Below are 25,610 nucleotides of genomic sequence, written 5' to 3' on the forward strand. Positions count from 1 at the left end.
GCATGGCGTCGCAGCCGCCGGAACTCGACGGCTTCCACTTCATCCGTCTTCTCGGATCCGGCGGATTCTCGGACGTCTTCCTCTACGAGCAGGAGCTGCCGAAGCGCAGCGTCGCCGTGAAGGTGCTGCTGACCGATGGCGTGGATGAGGCGGCGCGGGCCCGGTTCGTGGACGAAGCGAACGTCATGGCGCGGCTGTCCGCGCATCCCTACATCGTCACCATCTTCCACGCAGGGGTGGCGGGCGACGACCGGCCGTTCCTCGTCATGGAGTACTGCTCCGGGCCGTCGCTGGCCGACCGGCTGAAGCGCGAGCGGATCGGCGTGGAGGACGCGCTGCGCACCGGGGTCCGGCTCTCCAGCGCGGTGGCGACGGCGCACGCGGCCGGCATCCTCCACAGGGACATCAAGCCCGCCAACGTGCTGACGAACGCCTTGGGCTGGCCTGCGCTCACCGATTTCGGGATCGCCTCGGCCCTGGAGGAGCTGCCCGTCCACACCACGACGCTCTCCGAGTTGCGCAGCTCGCCGTCGGACACGTCCACTTCCGGCAGCCGGAGCGTCGGACTGAGCGTGCCCTGGTCGCCGCCGGAGATGTTCGCCGACGACCCGGAGCCCGACGTGCGCAGCGACATCTTCTCGCTGGCGGCGACCGTTTACACCCTTCTCGCCGGCCGCACTCCGTTCGAGGTCCCCGGCCGCTCCAACGGCACGCTCGACCTGATGGGACGCATCGAGCGCGGGATGATCACCCCGCTGGACCGAGCCGACGTCCCGTCGTCGCTCACCGCCGTGCTGCGCCGCGGCATGGCGACGCGCCGCGAGGACCGCTACCAGTCGGCCGTCGACTTCGCCCGCGCGCTGCAGCGCGTCGAGCTGGAACGCGGCCTCGCCCCGACCAGCATCGACGTTCCGAACCTGAGCCTGGGGGATGCCCGGCCGGCGCCCGTCGCGGGGGACGAGCAGGAGACGCGCGCCCGGTCGGTCGCGACCATCCACGCGCAGCCCGAACCCGTTGCGCCACGAGAGGCCGCACCGGCACCCGCAGACGCGCCGGCACCCGCAGCTCCACCGGAGCCGGAGGCGACCCGCGTCCGCGGCGTGGTGCCGGTCTCTCCGGAGGCGCCGGCGCGGGCCACGCGCGGTGCGACGGCTCCGAGCACCGCCGACGTCGCCGAGCACACCGTCCTGCGTGCGCGACCGGCCACAGCACCCGGGGACGAAGCGGCGGCGACGGACGAGCCGGTCGATACGGCGACCGACGACCCCTCGACTCCCCGCGACCCCCGCCGACGCATCCTGGCCTGGATCGGTGCGGGAGCGGCAGCCGTGATCGTCCTCGGGATCGGCGCCGTCGTGGTGTCCAACGCCCTCGCACCCGCCGCCTCCCCGAACACCTCAGGAGCGCGACCCGGAGACGACAGCGGCATCGCCGTCACCGTCGTGCCGCCCCCCGTGCTCGTCTCGGCCGTCCGCGCCCCCGACGGCGCCAGCGCCACCTTCGCCTGGAAGACGCAGGACCCGCAGAAGAGCGACCAGTTCACCTGGGTGCAGGAGGGGACGACGAACGGCCCCTCGGTGATCGCCGATCCGACGGTCACCGTCACCGGACTGACGCCTGGCGTGCCGGTCTGCATCGACATCGCGACTGTCCGGGCGGGCCGCACCTCCCAGTCGCTGAAGGCGTGCGCCTCGTGACGGCGCCCGCCAAGCCGCTCGCGGTCGAGTTCTGCGGCGAGCACTACGCGGTGGAGCCCGGCATCGAGTTCGGCATCGGACGCGAGGCCGAGCTGACCATCGACGACAACCCGTACCTCCACCGGCGGTTCCTCACCATCGGCCACGACTTCGGGATGTGGTGGCTGAGCAACGTCGGCACCCTCCTGACCGCCACCGTGACCGACGCAACCGGCACCATGCAGGCGTGGCTCGCGCCGGGCGCGAAGCTCCCGATCGTGTTCCAGACCATGCACGTCATGTTCAGTGCGGGCGCGACGACGTACGACTTCACCATCTCGAGCGAGGAGGACTGGTTCGACACCGCCGTCCGGGTGGATGCCGCCGGCGGCTCGACGACGGTCCTCCCGGTCACGCTGACGACGAGCCAGCGGCAGCTCATCGTCGCTCTCGCCGAGGGCGTGCTGACACAGACCGTCCCCGGCCGGGGCACCATCCCGAGCTCTGCGGAGGCGGCCGAACGCCTGGGCTGGAGCATGACGACCTTCAACCGGAAGCTCGACAACGTCTGCGACAAGCTGGACAAGCTGGGTGTCGCCGGCCTCCGCGGCGGACGCGGGAAGCTGGCGACCAACCGCCGGGCGCGGCTCGTCGAATATGCGGTGACGACCCGGCTGGTCGGGGTCGAGGACCTCCCGTTGCTCGACCGGCCCTCCGCAGTTGACCTGCCCGCCGCCCCGGAGGATGGTGGGGCGGACGACTGACGCGAAGACGCGTGGCCCGGCGGGAATGGGGAGTCCTCCCCATTCCGGACGCGTCAGGGGGTCGTGTTAGCGTTTACGCGACTTTCCAGCCCGGGGGATAGCAGATCTTGGTTTCGTTGAGCACGTGGTTCCGACAGCGGAAGACGCTCGCCGTGACCACTGCACTCGCCGTCGTCGTCGGCGTCCCGCTGACGGTCGCCGTGCTGCACAAGGGCTTCCCGGTGAACGCGGTCGACCTCGACACGCGCGACGTCTGGGTGACCAACGGCGAGAAGCTGCTCGGCGGCCGGCTGAACCACCAGATCGACGAGCTGGATGCCGCGGTCACCGGCGCCAGCGCCGACCTCGACGTGCTGCAGGACGGGTCGTCCTACTTCCTCACCGACCTGCCGCACGGGACGGTGGACCGCATCGACCCCGCATTCGTCTCCCTCGGCGGTCGCATCCAGCTTCCGCAGAACTCGCAGGTCGGCTACGGCGGCAACACGTTCTCGGTCCTCTCACCGGACGGCTCGCTCTGGGTCCTCGACGCGTCGGGGCGCCTCGACTTCGACCGGTCGAAGACCAAGCCGGTCGCGAAGGTCGGCCGCGGCGCCGAGCTGACGGTCGCGAAGTCGGGCACGACGTTCGTCGTGGCGCCGCAGGGCAAGAAGCTGCTCACGGTCGACCGCCCGGGAGCGACGGCGCAGACGCGCGACTTCCCGGTGCCGGGCGCTTTTCAGCTGACGGCCGTCGGCGACCAGCCGGTGGTCCTCGACACGCAGGGCAACACAGTGATCACCGGCGGAGGGACGACCGTCGCCCTCCCCGCGAAGGGGCTGAAGCTGCAGCAGCCGGGTCAGGACGACTCCGTCGCCCTCGTCGCCACGGCGAACAGCCTCCTCACCGTCCCGCTCGGCGGGGGAACGGTGACGTCCAGTCCGGCGGGGGCGACGTCCACGGGCGGGGAGAAGGCGGTCTCGGCACCGGTCCGGCTCGGCGCGTGCTCCTACGGCGCCTGGTCCGGCTCCGGTCGCTACCTCTACGCCTGCGACGGCAAGAAGCCGATCGGTCTCGACATCGAACAGCCGGTGCGCGGCGACGACCTGGAGTTCCGCGTCAACCACGGGGTGATCGCGCTCAACAATCTGCGTGACGGCAACGCCTGGGTCGTCTCCTCCGATATGCGCCTGGTCCAGAACTGGGCGCAGCTGAAGCCGAACGACACGACCGTCCAGGGCGACACCGGCGAGGAGAAGCCCGTCGTGCAGTCCTTCGCCGACACGCTCGCCCAGCGGACGGAGGTCAACCGGCCGCCGATCGCGGTGGACGACGCCTACGGGGTCCGCCCGGGGCGGTCCACGGTGCTGCACGTGCTCGCCAACGACACGGACCCGGACGGCGACGTGCTCACGATTTCCGACGTGTCCGCCATCCCCGCCGCGCAGGGCGAGCTTCAGACGGTGGAAGGCGGGCGGGCGCTCCAGTTCACGCCGAAGGAGGGACTGAGCGGCACGATCTCGTTCCGCTACTCCGTCGACGACGGCCGGGGCGGGACCGCGTCGGCGCAGGTGGACGCCACCCTCAAACAGCCGGCCGAGAACGCGGCGCCGGCCTCCACCCGGCCGAGCACGGCGCAGACCGAGGTCGGGCAGTCCGTCTCGTACAACGTCCTCAACGACTGGATCGACCCGGACGGCGACGACCTCAGCCTTGTGGCTGCGACGGCGACGACCGAGGACGACGTCCGCTTCAAACCCAACGGCGATGTGACCTTCACCAGCAAGACCGGACAGGCGGGGTCGAAGGAGGTCCGGGTCACGGTGTCGGACGGCCGAGCGTCCACGACCGGCAGCCTGATCATCACGGTGAAACCCGCCGGGACGCTCGAGCCCGTCGCGGTAACCGACTTCGGAGACGGCTTCACGGGGCGGCCGGTGGTGCTGCATCCGCTCGACAACGACCAGTCGCCGTCCGGCGAGCCGCTCACCCTGGTCGGGGTGAGCCTCGATGGTTCCGGCGCCCAGGTCACGGCCGACGCCGCCAAGGGGACCGTCACCGTCAAGAGCAACGCGCCCGGGGAGTACTACGTCGTCTACACGCTCGGCGCCGGCCCGAAGACCACGACCGGTCTGGCCCGGGTCGACATCCAGGCCCAGGGTGCCAGCCAGGCGCCGCCGATCGCCGTCACCGATAAGGCGTACGTGCGCCCAGGCGAGCCCACGTCGGTCGCCGTGCTCGACAACGACGTCTCACCGTCCGGCCGGGTGCTCGCCGTGCGCTCGGTCTCCGTCGGAAAGGGTGCGGAGGATCTCAACGTGGAGGTGCTCGACAACGCCGTCGTCAAGGTCACGGCGCCGACCGTGCTCACCCAGCAGGTGCAGCTCAGCTACGTCGTGTCCGACGGCGTCAACGAGGCGACGGCGGGTATCACCGTGGTCCCCGTCCCGCCGCTCGTGCAGCACCAGCCTCCCGTCGCCGTCGACGACCAGGTGCCCGTTCGCGCGGGCGACGTGGCCACAGTGTCCGTGCTCGACAACGACTACTCGCCGGACAACGCGCCGTTCACCCTCGACGCCCAGCTGCGGGATGCGAGCGGAGCCGGCGACGGCGCCACCGCGTTCATCAGCGGCGAGACCGTCCGCTACCAGGCCCCGACCGCCCCCGGGCAGTACAACGTGGTCTACGGCATCACCGACAAGTACGGGCAGAAGGCCCAGGCGACGGTCACATTCGTCGTCGGCGCGCCCGACAAGGGGTCCGATCACGCGCCGCAGCCGCAGCCGCTGACCGTGCGGGCGTTCGCCGGCTCCTCCGTGCCCGTCGAGGTCCCGCTCGACGGTATCGACCCGGACGGCGACTCGGTGACGCTCGCCGGACTCGCGACGCAGCCGACCCTCGGCCGGATCTCCGACTCCACCAGCCGCTCCTTCACCTACGAGGCGTACCCGGATTCGGCGGGAACCGACACCTTCACCTACCAGCTGAAGGACACGTACGGGAAGGCGGCGACCGGCACGGTCTCCATCGCCGTCATCCCGCGCCCGAGCCAGGTCCGTCCGCCGATCGCCGTCAACGACCCGGTCCAGGTGAGGCCCGGCCGCACCATCGCCGTCCCGGTCCTCGAGAACGACTCCGACCCGAACGGCTACGCCATCGCGCTGCAGAAGAAGCTGTTGCAGGTGGATGCGGGGCTTACGGCGTCGGTGCACGGCAAGATCGTCCTCGTCACGGCTCCCAAGGATGAGGGGTCGTTCGTGGTGCGGTACCAGATCACGAACGGGCAGGGCGGTGTGGCGAGCGCGTTCATCCAGGTGACCGTCACGCCGAATGCCAAGGACATCCCGCCGACGGCGATCGACCACGTGCTCGAACCGGACCAGGTCGCGAACAAGAGCAGCGTGAAGGTGAACGCGTTGAGCGGGGCGACCAACCCGTCGGGGCTCGTCGACGATCTGAAGGTCGAGGTCACCGGCCCCAACGCGTCCGCGGCAGACGTCGGCGAGGGCGGCTCGATCGCGGTGAAACCGGCCGAGCAGCGCATCGCCATCGCCTACACGCTGACCGACACGGTCACCGGGCTGAAGGGCGCGGCGTTCATCGTCGTCCCGCCCAAGGGCTCCGCCACCGCGCCGCCGCGGATCAGGGACGGCCTCCCGCAGCAGATCGTGCAGGCGGACGGGTCCAAGAGCTGGAAGCTCTCCGACATCCTTACGGTCCCCTCGGGCCGCGGCTACAAGCTGACCGGGGCATCCGGCGTCACCGCCACCAACAGCTCCGGAGGGTCGTCGTACGGCGACGACCAGACGCTGACCTTCACGGCCGCGAAGGGCTACCGCGGTCCGGCCGCCATCACGTTCACCGTGAACGACGGCCGGGAGGCCGGGCAGAACTCCGACCGCGTCACCACCCTGGTGCTCCCGATCACGGTCGGCCAACCCGACCAGTCCGATGTCGCGCCGACCTTCACGTCGCCGAGCGAGAAGATCGAGCCGGGCGAGGCTCCGCTGTCGGTCGACCTGCGGGCGTCGAGCTTCCATCCGAACCCGGACATCCTGAACAAGCTCACGTACTCGGGCGGGACGTCGTCCAACCCGAAGATCCAGGCCGCTCTCAGCGGGTCGACGCTGACGCTCTCCGCTCCGCTCGGCGTCCAGGCGGGGGAGACCGCCACGGTGGCGGTGACCATCAGCTCGGGCACGCACACGATCTCCGGCACAGTGAACGTGCAGGTCGTGAGTTCGAGCCGGCCGGTCGCGACGCAGAAGAACCCGCCCCAGACCGAGGAGGTCAAACGCGGGAACACCGCGACCCTCGACGGCGCCGCGAGCGACGCGCAGTGGGTGAACCCGTTCCCGGGCCAGCCGCTGACGATCACGGACGCCACGGCGCAGAGCGCTCCAGCGGGCGTGACGGTGACGCACACGGGCTCGTCGATCAGCGTCAGCGCGGCCTCCGGCGCGGCCATCGGCGCCGTCAACGTGATCTACCACGTCGAAGACGCCACGAAGGACCCCAAGCGGACCGCCTCCGCCATCGGGCAGCTGCGGGTGACCGTGCACGACGTGCCGGCGAAGCCGAGCGCGCCGTCGAACGCCCAGGCCACCGACGGGGAGGCCACCGTCACGATCTCGGCGCCGGCCGACAACGGCAAGCAGATCGACTCCTACGAGGTGAGCGGCGGTCCGAGCAGCGTGGTCGTTCCGAGCGTCGGGAAGGTGACGATCACCGGGCTCACGAATGGCAAGTCGTACGCGTTCGCGGTCCGCGCCCACAACTCCGACGGCTGGGGCGAGAAGTCCGCGCCGAGCGCCACCGTCACTCCGTACGGCACCCCGGCGAAGGTCGCGAACCCGAGGATCACCGGCGACCAGTACGCACCGAGCGATCTGACGATGAGCTGGTCGGCGCTCTCCGGAGTGGCCGAGACCGGTGGGGGGTCCGTGACCTACCACTACAAGCTGGAGGGCGGCAGCTGGGTCAGCACCAGGTCGACCTCCGCGACAGCGTCGAACCAGGGTGTCGGAACTTACTCGTTCGAGGTGTACGCAACGAACGACGGCAACGGCAAGCCCGGCGGCCACGCCACGTCGAGCGGGTTCCAGGTGCAGAAGAAGCCCGACCCGCCCGCGTCGGTCGACCTGGCGAAGGGCGACCTCAAGCCGGGATGGGTTCACAGCTACACGTACGACGTGACTCTCCACAACTTCCCGAAGAACGGGTCGTTCAGCATGCAGGTGCACTGCAATGGAGGGACGTTGTCGACCCGGACGATCTCGACCGACGGAAGCGGCTACGGCCACTACCACGGCAACGCGGGCAGCGACATCGAGCCGTGGTGCGGCTACCCGGGTGCGTACGTGGTCGTGAACGGCGTGCAGAGCAGTGTTCAGGACTGGTCCAAGTGACCGGCCGGAGTAAGGAGAAGCAGCGGTGGCAGTGACACAGGAGCAGGCGGACTGGTTCGCCGGAGCGTTCGCGCAACTGGTGGCGAACGTCGACAAGGCGATCCTCGGCAAGGAGCACAGCATCCGCCTGGTGATCACGGCGATGCTGTCGGGCGGGCATGTACTGCTCGAAGACGTGCCGGGAACCGGCAAGACGGTGCTCGCGAAGGCCCTCGCCAACACGGTCGAGGGCACGCAGTCGCGCATCCAGTTCACGCCGGACCTGCTGCCGTCCGACGTGACCGGCGTCACCATCTACGACCAGTCCACCGGGCGGTTCGAGTTCCACCCCGGCCCGATCTTCGCGACGGTCGTGCTCGCCGACGAGATCAACCGGGCGAGCCCGAAAACGCAGTCCGCGCTCCTGGAGGTGATGGAGGAGGGTGTCGTCACGGTCGACGGCGTCGGGCATCCGGTCGGGACTCCGTTCGTCGTCATCGCGACGCAGAACCCGGTCGAGCAGGCCGGAACCTACTCGCTGCCGGAGGCGCAGCTCGACCGGTTCCTGATCAAGACGTCCCTCGGCTATCCCGACCATGCCACGACGGTCGACCTGCTGCTCGACTCGTCCAACCGGTCGCGTGCGGCGGCCGTGCGCCCGATCATCGCCGCGGACTCGGTCTCGACGCTCGCCCAGCTGGCCTCGGAGGTCCACACCGACGCGAGCGTGATGGGCTACCTGAGCGAGATCGTCACCGCGACCCGCGACGACAAGGATGCCGCGCTCGGTGTCAGCATCCGCGGCGCGCTGGCGCTGGCGCGCGCGGCGAAGACCTGGGCGATCTCGTCCGGGCGCACCTTCGTCACGCCGGACGACGTCCGTGAACTCGCTCTGCCCGTGCTGGCGCACCGGGTGATCGTCGACCCGGAATCCGAATTCGCCGGAGTGACGGCGGCCGACATCGTCGAGCGGGCGGTCGCTTCCGCGACACCGCCGGCGTATCGCGCCGCCTGACCGCAGCCCGCATCCGCCCGACCGCATCCGCCCGACCGCATCCGCTCGACCGCAGAGGATCCCCGATGACCACCGACAGCCCCGCCCGCGCCCGGCGCCGCCGCGCCTCTGCGGCGGATCAGGCGCGGATCGCGGCAGGCCAGCTGGGCGCGGGGATCACACGTGCGGCGAAGGCCGCGGCAGGCCGGGGCGCGCCGCTCGCCCGGGCGGTCGGGGCCCGCATCGGTCCGGTCGTCGGCGTGGTGAGCGCGCTGGGCTGGATCGTCCTCGGCTCCGCTGCGGTCTCCATCGTGCTGGTGGTGTGGCTCGGGTGGGCCGAGTTCGCGTTCATCGCCGTGACGCTGATCGCTGCTCTGCTGATCGCGACCGCGTTCGTCTTCGGCCGCTCCACCTACCGCGTCGGCATCGAGCTCAACCCGCGACGAGTGGTCGCCGGCGACCGCGCGCTCGGCCGGCTCACTGTCGTCAACAGCGGGACGCGCTCTGTGCTGCCCACCCGGATGGAGCTCCCGGTCGGCGAAGGCCAGGCCGACTTCACCATCCCGCGACTCGCGCCCGGCGCCGAGACGGAGGAGCTGTTCGCCGTGCCGACCGCACGCCGGGCCCTCATCCTGGCCGGTCCGGCCCTCTCCGTCCGCGGCGACCAGTTGGGGCTGCTGCGCCGCACCAACCAGTGGACCGAGCAGATCGAGCTGTTCGTGCACCCGCGAACGGTCCGCCTCGCGGCGACGGCCCGTGGCCTGGTGCGCGACCTGGAGGGCCAGACCACCAAGGTCATCACCGACAGCGACCTCGCCTTCCACGCGCTGCGCACCTATGAGCCAGGAGACGACATCCGCAACGTGCACTGGCGCACCTCGGCGCGCACCGGGCAGCTGATGGTCCGGCAGTACCAGGAGACGCGCCGGTCGCAGCTCCTCCTGGCCTTCGACGCCGAGCGGTCGCACTTCGCGTCGGACGACGAGTTCGAGCTGGGCGTGGCCGTCCTCGCCTCCGTCGGCTGCCAGGTGATCCGGGAGGAGACCGAGATCCGGGCGCTCTGGCAGGGCGGCGCGATGCGGGTGGAGACACCGACGGCACTGCTCGACGACTCCTGCCGCATCCAGCCGGTGGACGGAGCGCACCCGACGCTCCGCGAGTTCCTGCGGCAGGCCACACTGCGGGTGCAGGCGCCGAGTCTCGCCGTGACCGTGGTCGGCTCCCAGGTCGAGGCCGCCGAGCTGCGCGGCGCGGCGGCCCTCTGGGGAGGCGACACCGAGACCATCGTGATCCGGGTCGACGAGGCGGCAGAGCCGCGGCTCACCCGCCTCGGGCGTTCCATGCTGATCACCGTGTCGGCGCTTCCCGAGCTGCCCGCGCTGCTGAAGCGGGCCGGCCGATGAGCGCGACCACGGGCGGCACTCGCTCACGCGCCGCGGCCTCATCGGCGGGCCTCGTCGACCGGCTCACGACGACGAGCTGGATCGACGTCGCCGTCCTGACGGGGCTCAGCCTGCTGGCCGTTGCGGGGTTCGAGCCGGCGTTCGGGCACTACGCGTTCGTCCCCGCGGCCGTCGGGGGGATCGTCGTCGGTGGCGGCGTCGCCCTGGTGGGGCGGCTGTTCCGGCTCTCCTGGCCGCTCACCGCCGTCATCGCGCTGGCCGCCTACTTCCTGCTGGGGACGCCGCTGGCCCTGCCGGGGCAAGCGCTGTACGGGGTGCTGCCGTCGCTGGACAGTCTGTCCGGGCTCGTCCTCGGCGCCGTCTTCGGGTGGTCGGATGCGGTGACGCTCCAAGCGCCCCTCGAGGCGCCGCCGTACGTCGCCGTCGTCCCGTACGTCGCGGGCTGGCTGGTCTCGCTGGTGTCGATCACGCTCGCCGTGCGGTGGCTTCCGCGCCCAGGGCGCCGTCGCTCTGCGGTCGGCCGGGCCGCTGTGCTGCTGGCCGGCCCGGCTCTGCTGCTGCTCGCGGCCATCCTGCTGGGGACCCGCGACCCCTACTTCGCCGGGGTGCGCGGAGTCCTGTTCGCCGCTGCGGCTCTCGTCTGGCTCTCCTGGCGCCGCGGGCGCTTCGCCAGGGACAGGATCGAGACGGACTCCGCCGTCCGGCGCAGCCGTCTGCTCGGCGGGGCGGCCGTGGTCCTCGGAGCGGTGCTCGTCGGCGCCCTGGCCGGCTCTGTGCTCGCACCGCCCGCCGCGTCGCGCTTCGTGGTCCGCGACGCGGTCACTCCGCCGTTCGACCCGCTCGACTACCCCAGCCCGCTCGCCGGATTCCGCAAGTACACCAAGGACCTGCAGAAGACGAAGCTGTTCACCGTGACCGGGCTCAAACAGGGCCAGGTCATCCGGCTGGCAACTATGGACAGCTACGACGGCATCGTCTGGTCGGTGGCCTCGCCCGGCAGCGACACGGACGCCTCCGGCGCCTTCGAACTCCTCGGGAGCACCATCCCGCAGCCTCCGCTGTTCAGCCCGGCGGGGTCGTCCACGGCGTCGATCGACGTGCTCGGCTACTCGGACGTCTGGCTTCCCACCCTCGGCTACACGAACCGCCTCACCTTCGACGCGCACACCGGTCAGGACCCGGCGAGCACCGTGCGCATCAACACCGCAACAGGAACGGCGGCGGTCACGAGCGGCGTGCGGGAGGGGCTGAGCTACACCGTCGGAGCGACCGCGCAGAAGGTGCCCAACGACCGCGCGCTGGCGAAGGTGCCTCCGGCGACGCTCACGCTGCCGACGGTCACCAACGTCCCGGACGTCGTCTCGGCGAAGGCCCAGGAATACGCAGGCTCCGCCGACACGGCGATCCAGAAGCTGCGCAACATCGAGCGGTCGCTCAGGTCGCTCGGGTTCCTCAGCCACGGCCGCGCGTCCGATCCCGTCCCCTCCCGGGCGGGCGAGGGAGCCGACCGGATGACCGACCTGCTCTCCAAATCGCCCATGGTCGGCGATCAGGAGCAGTACGCGAGCGCGTTCGCCCTGATGGCGCGCCGGCTGGGCTACCCGACGCGCGTGGTGATGGGATTCGCCCCCAAGGTCACCGGAAGCACGACGACCGTCACCGGTGACGACGTGACGGCGTGGGACGAGGTGGCGTTCCAGGGTGTGGGCTGGGTGCCGTTCTTCCCGACCCCGACGAAGACGGACGCGCCCAAGAACCAGACCACGAAGCCGAAGCTGGAACCGCAGCCCCAGGTGCGCCAGCCTCCGCCCGCCGACCCTCGCACTGAAGACCTCCTCACCCCGGTGAAGACGAAGGACAACGACCCGAAGGACAAGGCGTCGTCGTTCCGGATCCCCGTCTGGGCGTGGGTGGTGCTCGGCGTGATCGGCATCCCGTTGCTCGCCTACTTCGTGCCGCTGCTCGTGATCGGCGCGCTGAAACGCCGCCGGCGCCGCCGACGGGAGAACACCGGGCCGCCCGATCGGCGGGCGGCCGGAGCGTGGGACGAGCTGGCCGACGGCTACGCAGAACTCGGTCTCGCGGTTCCGGAGCGCGCGACGCGCCTGCAGACCGCTGCCGCGCTGGAGGCGCAATCCGGCGCGCAGAACCTGCCGGTGCCTCCCGGCGGCCTGCGCGACCTCGCCCGGCACGTCGACGCGGCCGTCTTCGACGGCACCGACGTCCACGAGGACAGGGTGCATCACGCCTGGAGGGCCGCTGACGACGCGATCGCCGCGGCCACGAAAGCCGCCGGCTCCGTCCGTTCCCGCCTCGCCGCGTTCCGCTACCGCCGCGCCCGCCGCGCCTGACCCGGCGCGCCGACGTGCGTAGGCCGACGTCCGTATAGTGGGCGGCATGGACGACAGCGGGTTCATCGTGCCTCCGCCCGGTCTCATCCCGTCGTGCCCGTCACCATCATCACCGGGTGCGTCCGACGGCCCCGTTCCCGTCCGTCCCTTACCGGCGTTCACGCCGCCCCCCGGCCCCGGTGCGCCTCCCGCACCCGTCCGCCCGGTCTGGCGTCTCCTCCTCCCGGGGGGACGAGCCGTGCCGGTCACCCGCACGATCCTCGTCGGCCGCAATCCGTCGCGCTCCGCCTACGCCGGCGCTGACGCCGCAGATGCCGAGCTGATCGCCCTCGACGACCCCACCTCCACCGTGTCGAAGACCCACGCGGCGCTCACCCCGGAGGGCGACACGCTCCGGGTGACCGACCTCCACTCCACCAACGGCGTCCTCGTCGGCGGTGCGCGCGCGGAACCCGGCGAACCCACGATCGTCCCGCCCGGCGCACGGCTGCTGCTGGGGGATCTGCTCGTCGACGCCGAGCGTTCCTGACCGAGCTTCCGGCCGGCCGGTGATAACCTGTCAGTCGTGTACGCGGGTCTTCTCCTCCTTAGCCGCCGCGGCGAGTCCTAGACATCAGGCCACCCTCGCCGCGGAGTCCGTCGACGGCTGATCCGTTCACACGCTAAGGAGTTCGCACGACATGAGCACCACTGTTCCCATTTCCACGGGGCCGCAGCCGTCCTCGGGGCCGCTGACGCTGGCCGAGAAGGTCTGGAACGACCACCTGGTCGCGAAGGGCGAGGACGGCTCGCCCGACCTCATCTACATCGACCTGCACCTGGTCCACGAGGTGACCAGCCCGCAGGCGTTCGACGGCCTCCGGATGGCCGGACGGCCGGTCCGCCGGCCCGATCTGACGATCGCGACCGAAGACCACAACACGCCGACGATCGGCATCGACAAGCCGATCGCCGACCTCACCAGCCGCACCCAGATCGAGACCCTGCGCCGTAACGCCGAGGAGTTCGGCATCCGGCTGCACTCGCTGGGCGACATCGAGCAGGGCATCGTGCACGTCGTCGGTCCGCAGCTCGGCCTCACCATGCCGGGCATCACGGTCGTCTGCGGCGACTCGCACACCTCCACGCACGGTGCGTTCGGCGCGATGGCGTTCGGCATCGGCACCAGCGAGGTCGAGCACGTGCTCGCGACCCAGACCCTGCCGCTCAAGCCCTTCAAGACCATGGCCATCACGGTCGAGGGCGAGCTGCGTCCCGGCGTCACCGCGAAGGACATCATCCTCGCGGTGATCGCGAAGATCGGGACCGGCGGTGGCCAGGGCTACGTGCTGGAGTACCGCGGCAGCGCCATCCGCTCGCTCTCGATGGAGGGCCGGATGACGATCTGCAACATGTCGATCGAGGCCGGTGCCCGCGCCGGCATGGTCGCGCCCGACGAGACCACCTTCGCGTACCTGAAGGGCCGTCCGCACGCCCCAGAGGGCACCGACTGGGACGAAGCGGTCGCGTACTGGAAGACCCTGCAGACCGACGACGACGCCATCTTCGACGCCGAGGTCTACCTCGACGCCGCCGAGATCGAGCCGTTCGTCACCTGGGGCACGAACCCCGGGCAGGGCGTCTCGCTCAGCCAGGCCGTGCCCGACCCTGCCACGATCGCCGACCCCAACTCCCGTGCGGCCGCCGAGCGGGCGCTGGAGTACATGGACCTGCAGCCGGGCACCCCCATGAAGAGCATTCCGGTCGATGCGGTGTTCATGGGCTCGTGCACCAACAGCCGGATCGAGGACCTCCGGGCGTTCGCCTCCATCATCCAGGGCCGCAAGAAGGCCGACGGCGTGCGCGTCATGGTCGTGCCAGGATCCGCCCGGGTGCGGATCGAGGCGGAGGCCGAGGGCATCGACAAGATCGTCGAGGAGTTCGGTGCGGAGTGGCGTTTCGCCGGCTGCTCGATGTGCCTGGGCATGAACCCGGACCAGCTGGCACCGGGGGAGCGCTGCGCGTCGACCTCCAACCGCAATTTCGAGGGCCGCCAGGGCAAGGGAGGCCGCACGCACCTGGTCTCGCCCCTGGTGGCGGCGGCGACCGCGATCCGCGGAACGCTGTCCAGCCCCTGGGATCTGGTGCGCGACGAGGAGATGGTGGACGCCTGATGGAGAAGTTCGAGACCGTCACCGGGACCGCCGTGCCGTTCCGCCGCTCCAACGTCGACACCGACCAGATCATCCCCGCCGTGTTCCTCAAGCGCGTCACCAAGACGGGCTTCGAGGATGCGCTCTTCCACGCCTGGCGTCAGGACCCGGACTTCATCCTGAACCGGCCGGAGTACCAGGGCGCCACCGTGCTGGTCGCCGGTGCCGACTTCGGCACGGGTTCGTCACGCGAACATGCCGTGTGGGCACTCCGCGACTTCGGGTTCCGGGTGGTCCTCAGTCCCCGTTTCGCCGACATCTTCCGTGGGAACGCGGGCAAGCAGGGCCTGCTGACGGGCATCATCACCGAGGAGGACGCCGAGCGCCTCTGGGAGGCCATCGAGGCTCAGCCGGGAATAGCGGCCACGGTCGACCTGGTTGCCAAGACTGCGACCGTCGGTGAGGTCCAGGTGTCTTTCGACATCGACGACTACACTCGCTGGCGTTTGCTCGAAGGGTTGGACGATATCGCCCTGACCCTGCGCGACGAGGCGCTCATCTCCGAATACGAATCGGGCCGCGCTCACTGGCGGCCCACGACCCTCCCGGTGAAACTTTGAACTCACTTCTTCAGGACGCACAGGCAGCTGGAGCACACGTCGGCCTCAAGGGCGACCGCATCACGATCAACGGCGGCATCCCCCTCCAGGGCCGCATCGAGGTCCGCGGCGCCAAGAACTTCGTCACCAAGGCGATGGTCGCGGCGATCCTCGGCGAAGGCCCGAGTGTTCTGCGGAATGTTCCGGACATCTCCGACGTCCGGGTCGTCCGCGGGCTCCTCGAGGTGCACGGCGTCAAGGTGACCAACGGCGCCGAGGAGGGCGAGCTGCTGCTCGACCCGAGCGCCGTCGAGTCGGCGCACATGGCCGACATCGACGCGCACGCCGGCTCCAGCCGCATCCCGATCCTGTTCTGCGGCCCGCTCCTGCACCGTCTGGGCGAGGCGTTCATCCCGGACCTCGGCGGGTGCCGCATCGGCGACCGTCCGATCGATTACCACCTCGAGGTGCTCCGCAAGTTCGGCGCCGTGGTCGACAAGCTGCCGAGCGGCATCCGGATGACCGCGCCGAACGGCCTGCACGGCGCGAAGCTCGAACTCCCGTACCCCAGCGTCGGTGCGACCGAGCAGGTCCTCCTGACCGCAGTGCGCGCCGACGGCATCACCGAGCTCAAGGGCGCGGCGATCGAGCCCGAGATCATGGATCTCATCAACGTCCTGCAGAAGATGGGCGCGAGCATCACGGTCGACACCGACCGCGTCATCCGCATCGAGGGCGTCGACAAGCTCGTCGGCTACAGCCACACCGCCCTGTTCGACCGCAACGAGGCCGCCAGCTGGGCCGCAGCCGCGCTCGCGACCGGTGGCGACGTCTTCGTCGGGGGAGCCCGTCAGCCCGAGATGCTGACCTTCCTCAACGTCTTCCGCAAGGTCGGTGGGGCCTTCGACATCGCCGACGACGGCATCCGGTTCTACCACCCGGGTGGCGAGCTGAAGCCGGTCGTGATCGAGACGGACGTCCACCCCGGCTTCATGACCGACTGGCAGCAGCCGCTCGTGGTCGCCCTGACCAAGGCGAACGGCGTGTCCATCGTGCACGAGACCGTGTACGAGCAGCGTTTCGGCTTCGTGGACGCGCTGATCGACATGGGCGCCAAGATCCAGGTGCACAAGGAGTGCCTGGGCGGTCACCCCTGCCGGTTCGGCCAGCGGAACTTCAACCACTCCGCCGTCATCATGGGCCCGGTCGACCTCAAGGGCGCCGACATCGAGGTCCCGGACCTGCGCGGCGGCTTCAGCCACCTCATCGCGGCCCTGACCGCCGAGGGGCGCTCAACGGTCAGCAATGTGGGCATCATCAGCCGCGGCTACGAGAACTTCATCACGAAGCTCGAGCTGCTCGGCGCCGACTTCACCCTCGAAGGCTGAACACCCGAGTTATCCACAGATTGCTCGTGTCTCACCCGTGATACAGTCCCCGCATGGAGACTGTAAGCGTGAGAGATCTACGCAACCATGGCGGCGACATCCTCGACAGGGTGGCACGCGGCGAACACCTGACCATCACGCGTGACGGGGCGGCGGTGGCCGAACTGTCACCGCTGTCCGGGCCGGGGCGAGCGCTCTCCGCGCTCATCTCAGCGCGGCGAACCCTCCCGCCGGTCGACCCGCGCGCTCTGCGGTCCGACATCGACGCGGTCGTGGACCAGCAATGGTGATGCGGCCGGGACTGCTCGACACCTCGACCCTGATCCTGCTCGACCGGGTCGCCGACCCGGGCGAGCTGCCGGACATCCCATCGATCAGCGCCGTCACCCTGGCCGAGCTGTCGGTCGGGCCGCTCGTCGCCACGAACGAAGTGGAGCGGGCTGCCCGCCAGGCGCATCTGCAGCTGGCCGAGGCGGACTTCGACCCGATCCCGTTCGACTCGGCGGCCGCGCGCGCGTTCGCGCAGGTCGCCCACTCTCTGCGCGAGGCGGGGAGAAAGCCCACTGCCCGAGCGTTCGACGCTCTCATCGCGGCGACCGCCATCTCGCGCGATCTGCCCCTCCACACCTGCAACCCGGGCGATTTCGCGGGCATCCCGCAGCTCGACCTCCGCCCGGTGACGGTGACGGCATGAACGTCCGTCCGAACTGCGCATGCCGTCACCGCGATGACCGTCACGGATAATGGGATGGTGCCTCCTACCGATTCACCCGTGAAGAAGCAGCGCTCCGAGAAGAGCCGCCCGTCCGTCTTCTGGGTCCTCGCCGGCCTCGTCGTCCCGATCGGCAGCCTGCTGGCACGGTTCCGGATCGTCGACGGCGACAAGCTTCCGCGTACCGGCGCGTACATTCTCACGCCGAACCACTACAGCGAGATCGACCCGGTCATGGTCGGCATGGTCGCGTGGAAGCTGGGCCGGCTGCCGAGGTTCCTCGCGAAAGAGAGTCTCTTCCGCATCCCGGTGGCGGGGTGGTTCCTGCGCAGGTCCGGGCAGGTGCCGGTCTCCCGTGGCGGCAGCGCACGCGGTGCGGCTCCGCTCGAGGCGGCTCAGAAGATCGTCGAAGAGGGCCGGATCGTCGTCATCTACCCGGAGGGCTCGCTCACCCGCGACCCCGAGATGTGGCCCATGCGCGGCAAGACGGGCGCCGCGCGCATGGCGCTCGAGCTCGACCTCCCGGTCATCCCGCTCGCCCACTGGGGAACCCAGCAGGTGATGGCGCGCTACGGCAAGAAGATCAGCTGGTTCCCCCGCAAGACCATCGACGTCAAGATCGGCGACCCCGTCGACCTGTCGGCCTTCCGCGGGCGGCCGCTCGACAACGCGACGCTCACCGAGGCGACAGCGGTCATCATGGATGCGATCTCCGCCCTGCTGGAGGACCTCCGCGGCGAGAAGGCCCCGGCCGAGCGGTGGGACCCGTCGCAGCACAACCAGAAGGAGACCGGCCGCTTCGATGGCTAAGGCAGTGAAGGCTCCCGTCGTCCGCCCCCGCCGGATCGCCGTCCTCGGCGCCGGCAGCTGGGGGACCACGTTCGCGAAGATCCTCGCCGACGGCGGCTCCGACGTCGTCCTCTGGGCGAGGCGCCCCGAGCTCGCGCGCGAGATCAACGAGGTCAAGCGCAACAGCGACTACCTGGAGGGCATCAACCTGCCCCGCAACCTGCGCGCCACCTCGCGGCTCGGCGAGGCGATGAGCGACGCCGAGCAGGTGTTCGTCTCGATCCCGAGCCAGACCCTCCGGTCCAACCTGGAGGCGATGATCCCGTTCCTCGGCCCGGAGACCGTCGTCGTGAGCCTGATGAAGGGCGTCGAGAAGGGCACCGGCCTCCGCATGAGCGAGGTGATCGCCCAGGGCCTGCCGATCGAGCAGGAGCGCATCGCCGTCGCCTCCGGCCCCAACCTGGCGCTGGAGATCGCCCGGGAGCAGCCGACCGCGGCGGTCGTCTCCTCCGCGAGCCTCGAAACAGCACAGGCGGTGGCGATCTCGGCGACGAACCGCTACTTCCGCAGCTTCGTCAACACCGACGTCATCGGCACCGAGTTCGGCGGCGTGCTCAAGAACCTCATCGCGGTCGCCATCGGCATCGTCGACGGCGTCGGCTACGGCGAGAACACGAAGGCGTCGATCATCACCCGCGGCCTGGTCGAGATGACCGACTTCGCCGTGGCGTACGGCGCGAAGCCCGAGACGCTGTCGGGCCTCGCCGGCCTGGGCGACCTGATCGCGACCTGCGAGTCGTCGCTCAGCAGGAACAACACCGCCGGGCGGCTGCTCGGCCAGGGCTACGGCTTCAACGACGTCGTGAAGCAGATGAACCAGACGGCGGAGGGTCTCGCCTCCGTCGCGCCCATCCTGAACCTCGCCGAAGCGCGCGGAGTCGAAATGCCGATCGTCCGTCAGGTGAGCCAGGTGCTCGCCGGTACGCTCGATCCGAAAGACATCGCACCGCATCTGACGACGGATTCGGACGAGCCGCAAGGCGAAAGGACTTTGGATGACGGACAGGATCGCGGTCGCGCTTCTCTTTGGGGGTCGCTCAAGCGAGCATTCGATCAGTTGCGCGACGGCGGCGGGCGTTCTTGAGGCGATCGACCGCGACCGCTATGACGTCATCCCGATCGGAATCACCCACGAGGGTGCATTCACGCTCCAGCCGGACGACGCGGCCCGCTTCGCGCTGAACGCCGAGAAGCTGCCCGAGGTCGACGACAACGGCACCCGCATCGTCTGGCCCGAGAGCGCGACGACGCGCGAACTCTCTGTCGCACGCCCGGACGGCACCCGGTCGTCGTTGGGCGACGTCGACATCGTGTTCCCGATCCTCCACGGGCCGTGGGGAGAAGACGGCACCCTTCAGGGGATGCTCGAGCTCGTCGGCCTCCCGTACGTCGGCAGCGGCGTTCTCGCCAGTGCGCTCGGGATGGACAAGCACTTCACCAAGACCGTGCTGCAGCAGGCCGGCATCCCGGTGGCCCCGTGGCGGACCGTCTCGGCGTACGAGTGGGCGACCGCCCCGGAGGCGATCCGCGACGGCGCCCGCGCGCTCGGGCTTCCGGCGTTCGTGAAGCCGGCTCGGGCCGGGTCCAGCGTCGGCGTCACGAAGATCACGGACTGGTCCGGGCTCGATGACGCCATGGCGACGGCTCTGGCCGAGGACGACCGTGTCCTGATCGAGTCGATGGTGGCCGGCCGGGAGGTCGAGATCGCGGTCCTGGGCGGGCGTCCCGGTGAGTCCGCACGGGCGTCGGTCGCCGGTGAGATCGTGCTCAGCGGCCGCGACTTCTACGACTTCGCGGCCAAGTACCTGGAGGCTCCCGGCATCGACCTGGTCTGCCCCGCCGACCTGACCCCGGAGCAACTGGCCGAGATGCGCGACCTCGGCATCCGCGCCTTCGACGCCATCGGCGGCGAAGGACTGGCCCGCGTCGACTTCTTCCTGACGGCGGAGGGATTCGTCGTGAACGAGATCAACACGATGCCCGGCTTCACGCCGATCTCCATGTTCCCGCGCTGCTGGCAGGAGTCCGGCCTCAGCTATCCGGCCCTGATCGACGAGCTCATCCAGGTCGCCCTGGCCCGCGCCGCCGCCTAGCGATCAGGGCGTCGGCGTCGCGGTCGGGTCCGTGTCGAGCGTGGAGAGGCACTTCTCGGTCTGCTTGATCGTGGAGATCGCGCTGGCGAACTCCGGCAGCACCGACGAGTCCGACACCCCGGAGACGTGGTCGATGATGACCTCCGTCGCCGGTGTGCGCCCGAACGTCTGGTAGACGATCGTCTTCGCGGCCGGGTCCGTCATGAGCACCCAGTCGACGCCGTTCACGTTGACGCACGGCTTCGTGGTCGCGCCGATGGGCGGCACACCGCAGCGCAGGATGACCGCGGCCGGATCGCCCCACGCCCCTGTCGCCTGCGCGTCCGTCTCGCGCGCCGCCTTGTCGGCGACGGTGTCCGGCAACCGGACGCTGATCTCCGCGCACCCGGGGGCGTTCGCGCCCTCCGCCGGGTCGAGCGAGACGGTCGGCGTGCAGCCGGCGAGGAGCAGCGCGGCGGCGGCGAGGAGGAGGGCCGGGAGGGTTCGGCGAGGGGACGTCATCGGTTTCAGGCTACCGTTTCAGATCATGGGAATCTCTGGGAGCGATCCGTCCGGCCTCACCCTCGGCGAGGCGTCGGAGCGGGAGGCGCTGCGTCGCATCTTCCCGCGTCTCCCGGAGTCCTCGGCGACGCTCGTGGGGCCCGGCGACGACGCCGCCGTGCTCGCGGCGCCCGACGGTCGTTTCGTGGTGACGACGGACATGATGGTCCACGGTCCGGACTTCCGGCTCGCCTGGTCCGGCCCGGTCGACCTCGGCTGGAAGGCCGCGGCGACCAACCTGTCCGACGTCGCCGCGATGGGCGCCGTCCCCACCGCTCTCGTCGTCGCCATCGCGGCCCCGCCCGAGACGACCGTGGAATGGCTGGAGGGCGTCGCGGATGGCTTCCGGCTCGCCTGCGAGACGCTCGCACCCGGGTGCGGGGTGGTCGGCGGTGACCTGTCCGTGTCCGCAACGCTCACCTTCGCGGTGACGGCGTTCGGCGACCTGGAGGGTCGTGCGCCCGTCCTCCGCAGCGGCGCCCGGCCCGGCGACGTCGTCGCGGTCTCGGGTGCGCTCGGACAGGCCGCGTCCGGCCTCCGGCACCTGTTCGCCGAGGCGGTGGATGCGACGGGGGAGCCGGACCCGGAACGCTTCGCCGGCGTGGCTGCCGCGCATCCCGAGTCGGTGGGCGCTCAGCTCCGGCCGACGCCGCCGATCGCGGACGGCCCGCTCGCCGCCCTCGCCGGCGCCACCGCGATGCTCGACCTCAGCGATGGTCTTGCGCTGGACGCGCGGCGCGTCGCCGAGGCCAGCGGGGTCGCCGTCGACCTCGACTCCAGTGCTCTCGGGCCCGATGCGCGCACGGCGCTGACCGGCGGCGAGGACCACGGCCTGTTCGCCGCGTTCCCGGCCGGGACGTCGCTTCCCGGCGGCTTCCGTGCCGTCGGCACCGTCCGCGAGGGCACCGGTCTGCTGGTCGACGGCGTGCCGTTCGACGAGCGCGGCGGCTGGGACCCGTACCTGGAGTGGGACGGCGGCAGCGGCTAGGCCGGTCCGAGCCAGAAGATCGCCGTCTCTCCGTAGTCCTTCCGCCGTTCGAGCACGAGCCCGTCGGGGAGCGCGGGTTCTGCGCCGCGCGCGCTCCGCTCGACGCAGACCACGGCCTCCTCGGAGAGCAGGGGCACGAGAGCGGTCAGCACGGCCGAGACGTCGGCATCGCCCACGTCGTACGGCGGATCGATGAAGACCACGTCGAAGGGTCCAGCGGCCTGCGTCAGGTACGACTGCACGGAGGCCGCCCGCACCTCGATGCTGGGAGGGGGACCGCCGTGGCGGCTGCTGGACCGTGCTGCGGCCGCCACCGCAGCCGCGTTCCTCCGGCACACCTGGGCCGCCGCGGCGCTGCGCTCGACGAGCACCACCGACGACGCTCCGCGGCTCCCTGCCTCCAGGCCCAAGGCGCCGGATCCGGCGTACAGATCGAGCACGCTCGCCCCTCGCAGCGCGTCACGAGCCTCCAGTGCCGAGAAGATGGCCTCCCGCACCCGGTCGCTGGTCGGACGCGTGCCGCTCTTCGGCACCTGGAGGGTCAACGATCCGGCGAAACCGGCGACGATTCGGGTCATGGCCCCACGAGCCTAGCGGTGCGCCGGATCCAGCGGCCAAGATATGAGGATGGAGGAACGCCTGGAGCAGGCAGAGCTCGACCGCCTGTGGCTCCCCGGCGACCCGATCGCCTCCGCGGAACGGCTCGCCGATGCTGCCGCGCGCCCGGACCGGTCGGAGCTCGTGCGCGCCGAACTGGAGACGCAACGCGCGCGTGCGCTGGGCCTCCAGGGGCGGACCGAGGAGGCCGAGGCCTTGCTGGACTCCTTGGAGCCGGCGACGGGCGTTCTGGAGGTCCGGGTGCTGCTCGAGCGCGGCAGGCTGCGCGTCGGCGCCGGCCGGCCGGAGGAGGCCGCCCCGCTGCTCGAAGCCGCGCTCCGAGCCGCACGCCGGGACGGCGAGACCGGCTTGGCGATCGAGTCGGCCTTGGCTCTCGCCGAGGCGGACCGTTCGCGCACCGACCAGTGGATCGAGGAGGGTCTGGCGGACCTCGTGGGCACCACCGACAGACGCATCCTGCGCTGGGGCGCCGTGCTGCTCGACGTCCGCGGGTGGGCCCGGTTCGCCGACGGCGACGCCGCAGCCGCCCTCGTCTCCTTCGAGGACGCCGTCCGCTACGCCGACCGCTATGGCACTCCGGATCAGCGATTCGCCGCGCAGTGGGCGGTAGGGCGCGCCCTGCGGGAGCTGGGGCGCACGAACGAAGCGCTGGCCCTGCAGAGCACTCTGGCCGCTGAGCGACCGGAGGAGCCCGCGGTCGCCGCCGAACTCACCGAACTCGCCGAACTCGCCGCGCTCGCCGAACCGGCGGACACCGCGGCCACCGGGAGCACTGCGGCCACCGGGAGCACCGCGGCCACAGACGACGAGGCGCGTACCGCGGACGACCGCACAGAGCACCCGGTGACGGGGGAGACGCATACCATCGAGTCATGACCTCCGCCTCCGCCCCGGCCGCCCCCGGGAACTCCGATGCGGGCGCCGTCGGCCTCGATGCTCGCCTGAGCGGCGTCCTCGGCGGCCGGACGGCGTCGGCGTTCGAGAAGGCGTTCGGGATGCGCACGATCGCCGACCTGCTCAGCCACTACCCGCGGCGTTATGCGAAGCGCGGCGAGCTGACCGCCCTGGCGAACCTCCCGCTCGACGAGAACGTCACCATCATCGCCGAGGTGCTGCGTGTGCAGGAGCGGCCGATGCGGGCGAGGCGCGGCAGCATCCTGGAGGTCAAGATCTCCGACGGCGAGGGCATCCTGACTCTCACCTTCTTCAACCAGGCGTGGCGATCCCGTGAGCTGATGCCGGGGGTGCGCGGCATCTTCGCCGGCAAGGTGTCTGCGTACCGCGGCGCTCTGCAGCTGGCACATCCCGACTACGAGCTGTTCGAGCCGGACGCCGAGAACGCCGTCGTGCCGGGAAGCGCGGCCGCCAGGGAGTGGGCGCTGACGCCGATCCCGATCTACCCGGCGACGGGGACGGTGGCGAGCTGGCAGGTCCAGAAGGCAGTGGGGCTGGCACTGGATGCGCTCGGGCCCGTGCCCGATCCGATCCCGGAAGCCGTGGTGGCCGAGCGCGGGCTCGTGCCGTTCCGCGACGCGCTCGAGGGCATCCACCGCCCGCAGAAGGACGCCCAGTGGCAGCGGGCGCGCGACACGCTGCGCTTCCAGGAGGCGTTCGTGCTGCAGGCGGCTCTGCTGCAGCAGCGGGCTGCGACGAGGGAGGTCGCCGCAACTCCGCGGACGCCCGTCCCTGGTGGACTGCTCGAGCGCTTCGACGCCGCGCTGCCGTTCGCCCTCACCGGCGATCAGGATGTCGTCGGCGGCGAGATCGAGCGCGACCTGGCCGGCACGGCGGCCATGCACCGGCTGGTGCAGGGAGAGGTGGGTTCGGGCAAGACGCTGGTCGCCCTCCGCGCCATGCTGGCGGTCGCCGACTCGGGTGGTCAGTCCGCGCTGCTCGCGCCCACCGAGGTCCTGGCGTCGCAGCACCTCCGCTCCATCGCAGCGATGCTGGGGCCGGATCTCTCCGCGCAGCTCATGCCGACGCTCCTGACCGGCCAGCTGTCGGCGGCGGAACGCAAGCGCGCCCTGCTGCGGACCGTGTCCGGTCAGGCGCGCATCGTGGTGGGCACGCACGCGCTGCTCGGTGACGCGGTGACCTTCTTCGACTTGGGGCTCGTCGTCGTCGACGAGCAGCACCGGTTCGGCGTCGAGCAGCGGGAGGCTCTGCGTGCGAAGGGCGGAACGCCGCCACACGTCCTCGTCCTCACGGCGACGCCGATCCCGCGCACCGTGGCGATGACCGTCTTCGGCGACCTGGACATCTCGACGATCGCCCAGCTTCCTGCCGGCCGGCAGGGGATCGAGAGCTTCGTCGTTCCGCTCGCCGACCGCCCCGGGTGGGAGCGCCGGATCTGGGAGCGCGCCTCCGAAGAGATCGGGAAGGGCCGCCAGGTGTTCGTGGTCTGCCCGGCCATCTCGGGCAAGGATGCGGAGGACGACGGCGAGGAGCCGGAGCCCGAGGCCGAGCAGGCCGACGGCGCACCGCCGCGGCCGGTCGCCAGCGTGGAGGCCGTCGCCGCACAGGTGCGTGCCGACCCGCTCTTCCGCGACGCCCGCGTCGGCGTCCTCCACGGCCGCCTGCCCTCGGACACGAAGGACGAGGTCATGCGGGCCTTCGCTGCGGGCGACCTCGACCTCCTCATCGCCACGACGGTGATCGAGGTGGGCGTGAACGTTCCGAACGCCTCGGCGATGGTGGTGCTCGACGCGGACCGCTTCGGCGTCTCGCAGCTCCACCAGCTGCGCGGCCGGGTGGGCCGGGGCGACATCCCTGGGCTGTGCCTGCTGGTGACGGCCGCCGAGCAGGGATCCCTCGCCCGCGAGCGGGTGGAGGCCGTGGCCGCGACGCTCGACGGCTTCGAGCTGGCCAACGTCGACCTGGAGCTGCGGCGCGAGGGCGACGTGCTCGGCAGCCGGCAGTCGGGCGGCCGGTCGTCGTTGCGGCTGCTGCGCGTCGCCTCCGACGGCGAGCTGATCGCGGAGGCCCGCGTCGCCGCTGAGGAGACGCTGGAGGGCGATCCTGCTCTGGAGCAGCATCCCGCCCTGGCTGCAGCGCTGGCCCGGCGGCTGGATGAGAGCGAGCGGGCGTTCCTCGGCAAGTCCTGAGAGGCGCCGTCCGCCACGCGGACGAAACCCGTT

20 protein-coding genes are annotated in these 25,610 nt (G+C 70.9%); 18 read left to right on the forward strand and 2 right to left on the reverse strand.

Annotation, left to right across the window (positions count from 1 at the left end; all coding sequences use genetic code 11):
- The first annotated feature begins 2 nt into the window (after positions 1-2).
- The 15 genes from SB754_RS05835 to SB754_RS05905 all read left to right on the forward strand — a co-directional run bounded on the left by SB754_RS05835 (position 3) and on the right by SB754_RS05905 (position 20,327).
- Positions 3-1,697: a protein kinase domain-containing protein gene (locus tag SB754_RS05835; RefSeq protein WP_410781408.1), complete on the forward strand. Its 1,695-nt coding sequence runs from the start codon at positions 3-5 to the stop codon at positions 1,695-1,697.
- A complete protein-coding gene (locus SB754_RS05840) occupies positions 1,685-2,440 on the forward strand; it encodes a hypothetical protein (RefSeq protein WP_410781409.1) in 756 nt (251 codons plus the stop codon). Before SB754_RS05835 ends, SB754_RS05840 begins: the two co-directional genes overlap by 13 nt.
- A gap of 152 nt (positions 2,441-2,592) precedes the next feature.
- Positions 2,593-7,827: an Ig-like domain-containing protein gene (locus SB754_RS05845; RefSeq protein ID WP_410781410.1), complete on the forward strand. Its 5,235-nt coding sequence runs from the start codon at positions 2,593-2,595 to the stop codon at positions 7,825-7,827.
- Positions 7,828-7,858: 31 nt separating this feature from the next.
- Positions 7,859-8,821 carry an AAA family ATPase gene (locus tag SB754_RS05850; protein WP_410783266.1) on the forward strand — a complete coding sequence of 321 codons (963 nt, stop codon included), beginning with the start codon at positions 7,859-7,861 and terminating at the stop codon, positions 8,819-8,821.
- Between the two features lie 65 nt (positions 8,822-8,886).
- The gene (locus SB754_RS05855; RefSeq protein ID WP_410781411.1) at positions 8,887-10,203 is read left to right on the forward strand and encodes a DUF58 domain-containing protein; all 1,317 of its coding nucleotides are present in this window, start codon (positions 8,887-8,889) and stop codon (positions 10,201-10,203) included.
- Entirely contained in the window at positions 10,200-12,554 is a 2,355-nt protein-coding gene (locus SB754_RS05860) for a transglutaminase-like domain-containing protein (protein WP_410781412.1), read from the forward strand. Before SB754_RS05855 ends, SB754_RS05860 begins: the two co-directional genes overlap by 4 nt.
- Positions 12,555-12,600: 46 nt before the next feature.
- Positions 12,601-13,083 carry an FHA domain-containing protein gene (locus SB754_RS05865; protein WP_410781413.1) on the forward strand — a complete coding sequence of 161 codons (483 nt, stop codon included), beginning with the start codon at positions 12,601-12,603 and terminating at the stop codon, positions 13,081-13,083.
- A gap of 151 nt (positions 13,084-13,234) precedes the next feature.
- On the forward strand, positions 13,235-14,707 hold the full coding sequence (leuC, locus tag SB754_RS05870; RefSeq protein ID WP_410781414.1) for a 3-isopropylmalate dehydratase large subunit: 1,473 nt from the start codon (positions 13,235-13,237) through the stop codon (positions 14,705-14,707).
- A complete protein-coding gene (leuD, locus tag SB754_RS05875) occupies positions 14,707-15,306 on the forward strand; it encodes a 3-isopropylmalate dehydratase small subunit (RefSeq protein ID WP_410781415.1) in 600 nt (199 codons plus the stop codon). The genes leuC and leuD overlap by 1 nt, the downstream gene beginning before the upstream one ends.
- Positions 15,303-16,673 (forward strand): UDP-N-acetylglucosamine 1-carboxyvinyltransferase, encoded by a 1,371-nt coding sequence (murA, locus tag SB754_RS05880; RefSeq protein WP_410781416.1) that lies wholly within the window; start codon positions 15,303-15,305, stop codon positions 16,671-16,673. Before leuD ends, murA begins: the two co-directional genes overlap by 4 nt.
- 53 nt (positions 16,674-16,726) lie before the next feature.
- Positions 16,727-16,963: a type II toxin-antitoxin system Phd/YefM family antitoxin gene (locus SB754_RS05885; RefSeq protein WP_410781417.1), complete on the forward strand. Its 237-nt coding sequence runs from the start codon at positions 16,727-16,729 to the stop codon at positions 16,961-16,963.
- Positions 16,957-17,367 carry a type II toxin-antitoxin system VapC family toxin gene (locus tag SB754_RS05890; protein ID WP_410781418.1) on the forward strand — a complete coding sequence of 137 codons (411 nt, stop codon included), beginning with the start codon at positions 16,957-16,959 and terminating at the stop codon, positions 17,365-17,367. Before SB754_RS05885 ends, SB754_RS05890 begins: the two co-directional genes overlap by 7 nt.
- A 54-nt stretch (positions 17,368-17,421) precedes the next feature.
- Positions 17,422-18,195 carry a lysophospholipid acyltransferase family protein gene (locus SB754_RS05895; RefSeq protein ID WP_410781419.1) on the forward strand — a complete coding sequence of 258 codons (774 nt, stop codon included), beginning with the start codon at positions 17,422-17,424 and terminating at the stop codon, positions 18,193-18,195.
- Positions 18,188-19,318 carry an NAD(P)H-dependent glycerol-3-phosphate dehydrogenase gene (locus SB754_RS05900; RefSeq protein WP_410781420.1) on the forward strand — a complete coding sequence of 377 codons (1,131 nt, stop codon included), beginning with the start codon at positions 18,188-18,190 and terminating at the stop codon, positions 19,316-19,318. Before SB754_RS05895 ends, SB754_RS05900 begins: the two co-directional genes overlap by 8 nt.
- A complete protein-coding gene (locus SB754_RS05905) occupies positions 19,230-20,327 on the forward strand; it encodes a D-alanine--D-alanine ligase family protein (protein ID WP_410781421.1) in 1,098 nt (365 codons plus the stop codon). The genes SB754_RS05900 and SB754_RS05905 overlap by 89 nt, the downstream gene beginning before the upstream one ends.
- Positions 20,328-20,330: 3 nt before the next feature.
- Here SB754_RS05905 and SB754_RS05910 read toward each other — a convergent pair whose 3' ends face one another.
- Positions 20,331-20,828: a DUF3515 family protein gene (locus SB754_RS05910; RefSeq protein WP_410781422.1), complete on the reverse strand. Its 498-nt coding sequence runs from the start codon at positions 20,826-20,828 to the stop codon at positions 20,331-20,333.
- Positions 20,829-20,853: 25 nt separating this feature from the next.
- On the opposite strand from SB754_RS05910, the gene thiL reads away from it, so the two are divergent.
- Positions 20,854-21,855, forward strand: coding sequence for a thiamine-phosphate kinase (thiL, locus tag SB754_RS05915; protein WP_410781423.1), 1,002 nt, complete (start codon positions 20,854-20,856; stop codon positions 21,853-21,855).
- Here the strand turns inward: thiL and rsmD are convergent.
- Positions 21,852-22,433 carry a 16S rRNA (guanine(966)-N(2))-methyltransferase RsmD gene (gene rsmD / locus SB754_RS05920; protein ID WP_410781424.1) on the reverse strand — a complete coding sequence of 194 codons (582 nt, stop codon included), beginning with the start codon at positions 22,431-22,433 and terminating at the stop codon, positions 21,852-21,854. The genes thiL and rsmD overlap by 4 nt on opposite strands.
- 49 nt (positions 22,434-22,482) lie before the next feature.
- Between rsmD and SB754_RS05925 the strand changes: the two genes are divergently transcribed.
- Together SB754_RS05925 and SB754_RS05930 are read left to right on the forward strand one after the other, a co-directional pair.
- The gene (locus SB754_RS05925; RefSeq protein ID WP_410781425.1) at positions 22,483-23,349 is read left to right on the forward strand and encodes a hypothetical protein; all 867 of its coding nucleotides are present in this window, start codon (positions 22,483-22,485) and stop codon (positions 23,347-23,349) included.
- On the forward strand, positions 23,346-25,577 hold the full coding sequence (locus SB754_RS05930) for an ATP-dependent DNA helicase RecG (RefSeq protein ID WP_410781426.1): 2,232 nt from the start codon (positions 23,346-23,348) through the stop codon (positions 25,575-25,577). The genes SB754_RS05925 and SB754_RS05930 overlap by 4 nt, the downstream gene beginning before the upstream one ends.
- Positions 25,578-25,610 lie beyond the last annotated feature (33 nt).

Origin of the sequence: Leifsonia sp. SIMBA_070, from assembly GCF_046534635.1 — a bacterium.
Classification (GTDB): domain Bacteria; phylum Actinomycetota; class Actinomycetes; order Actinomycetales; family Microbacteriaceae; genus Leifsonia.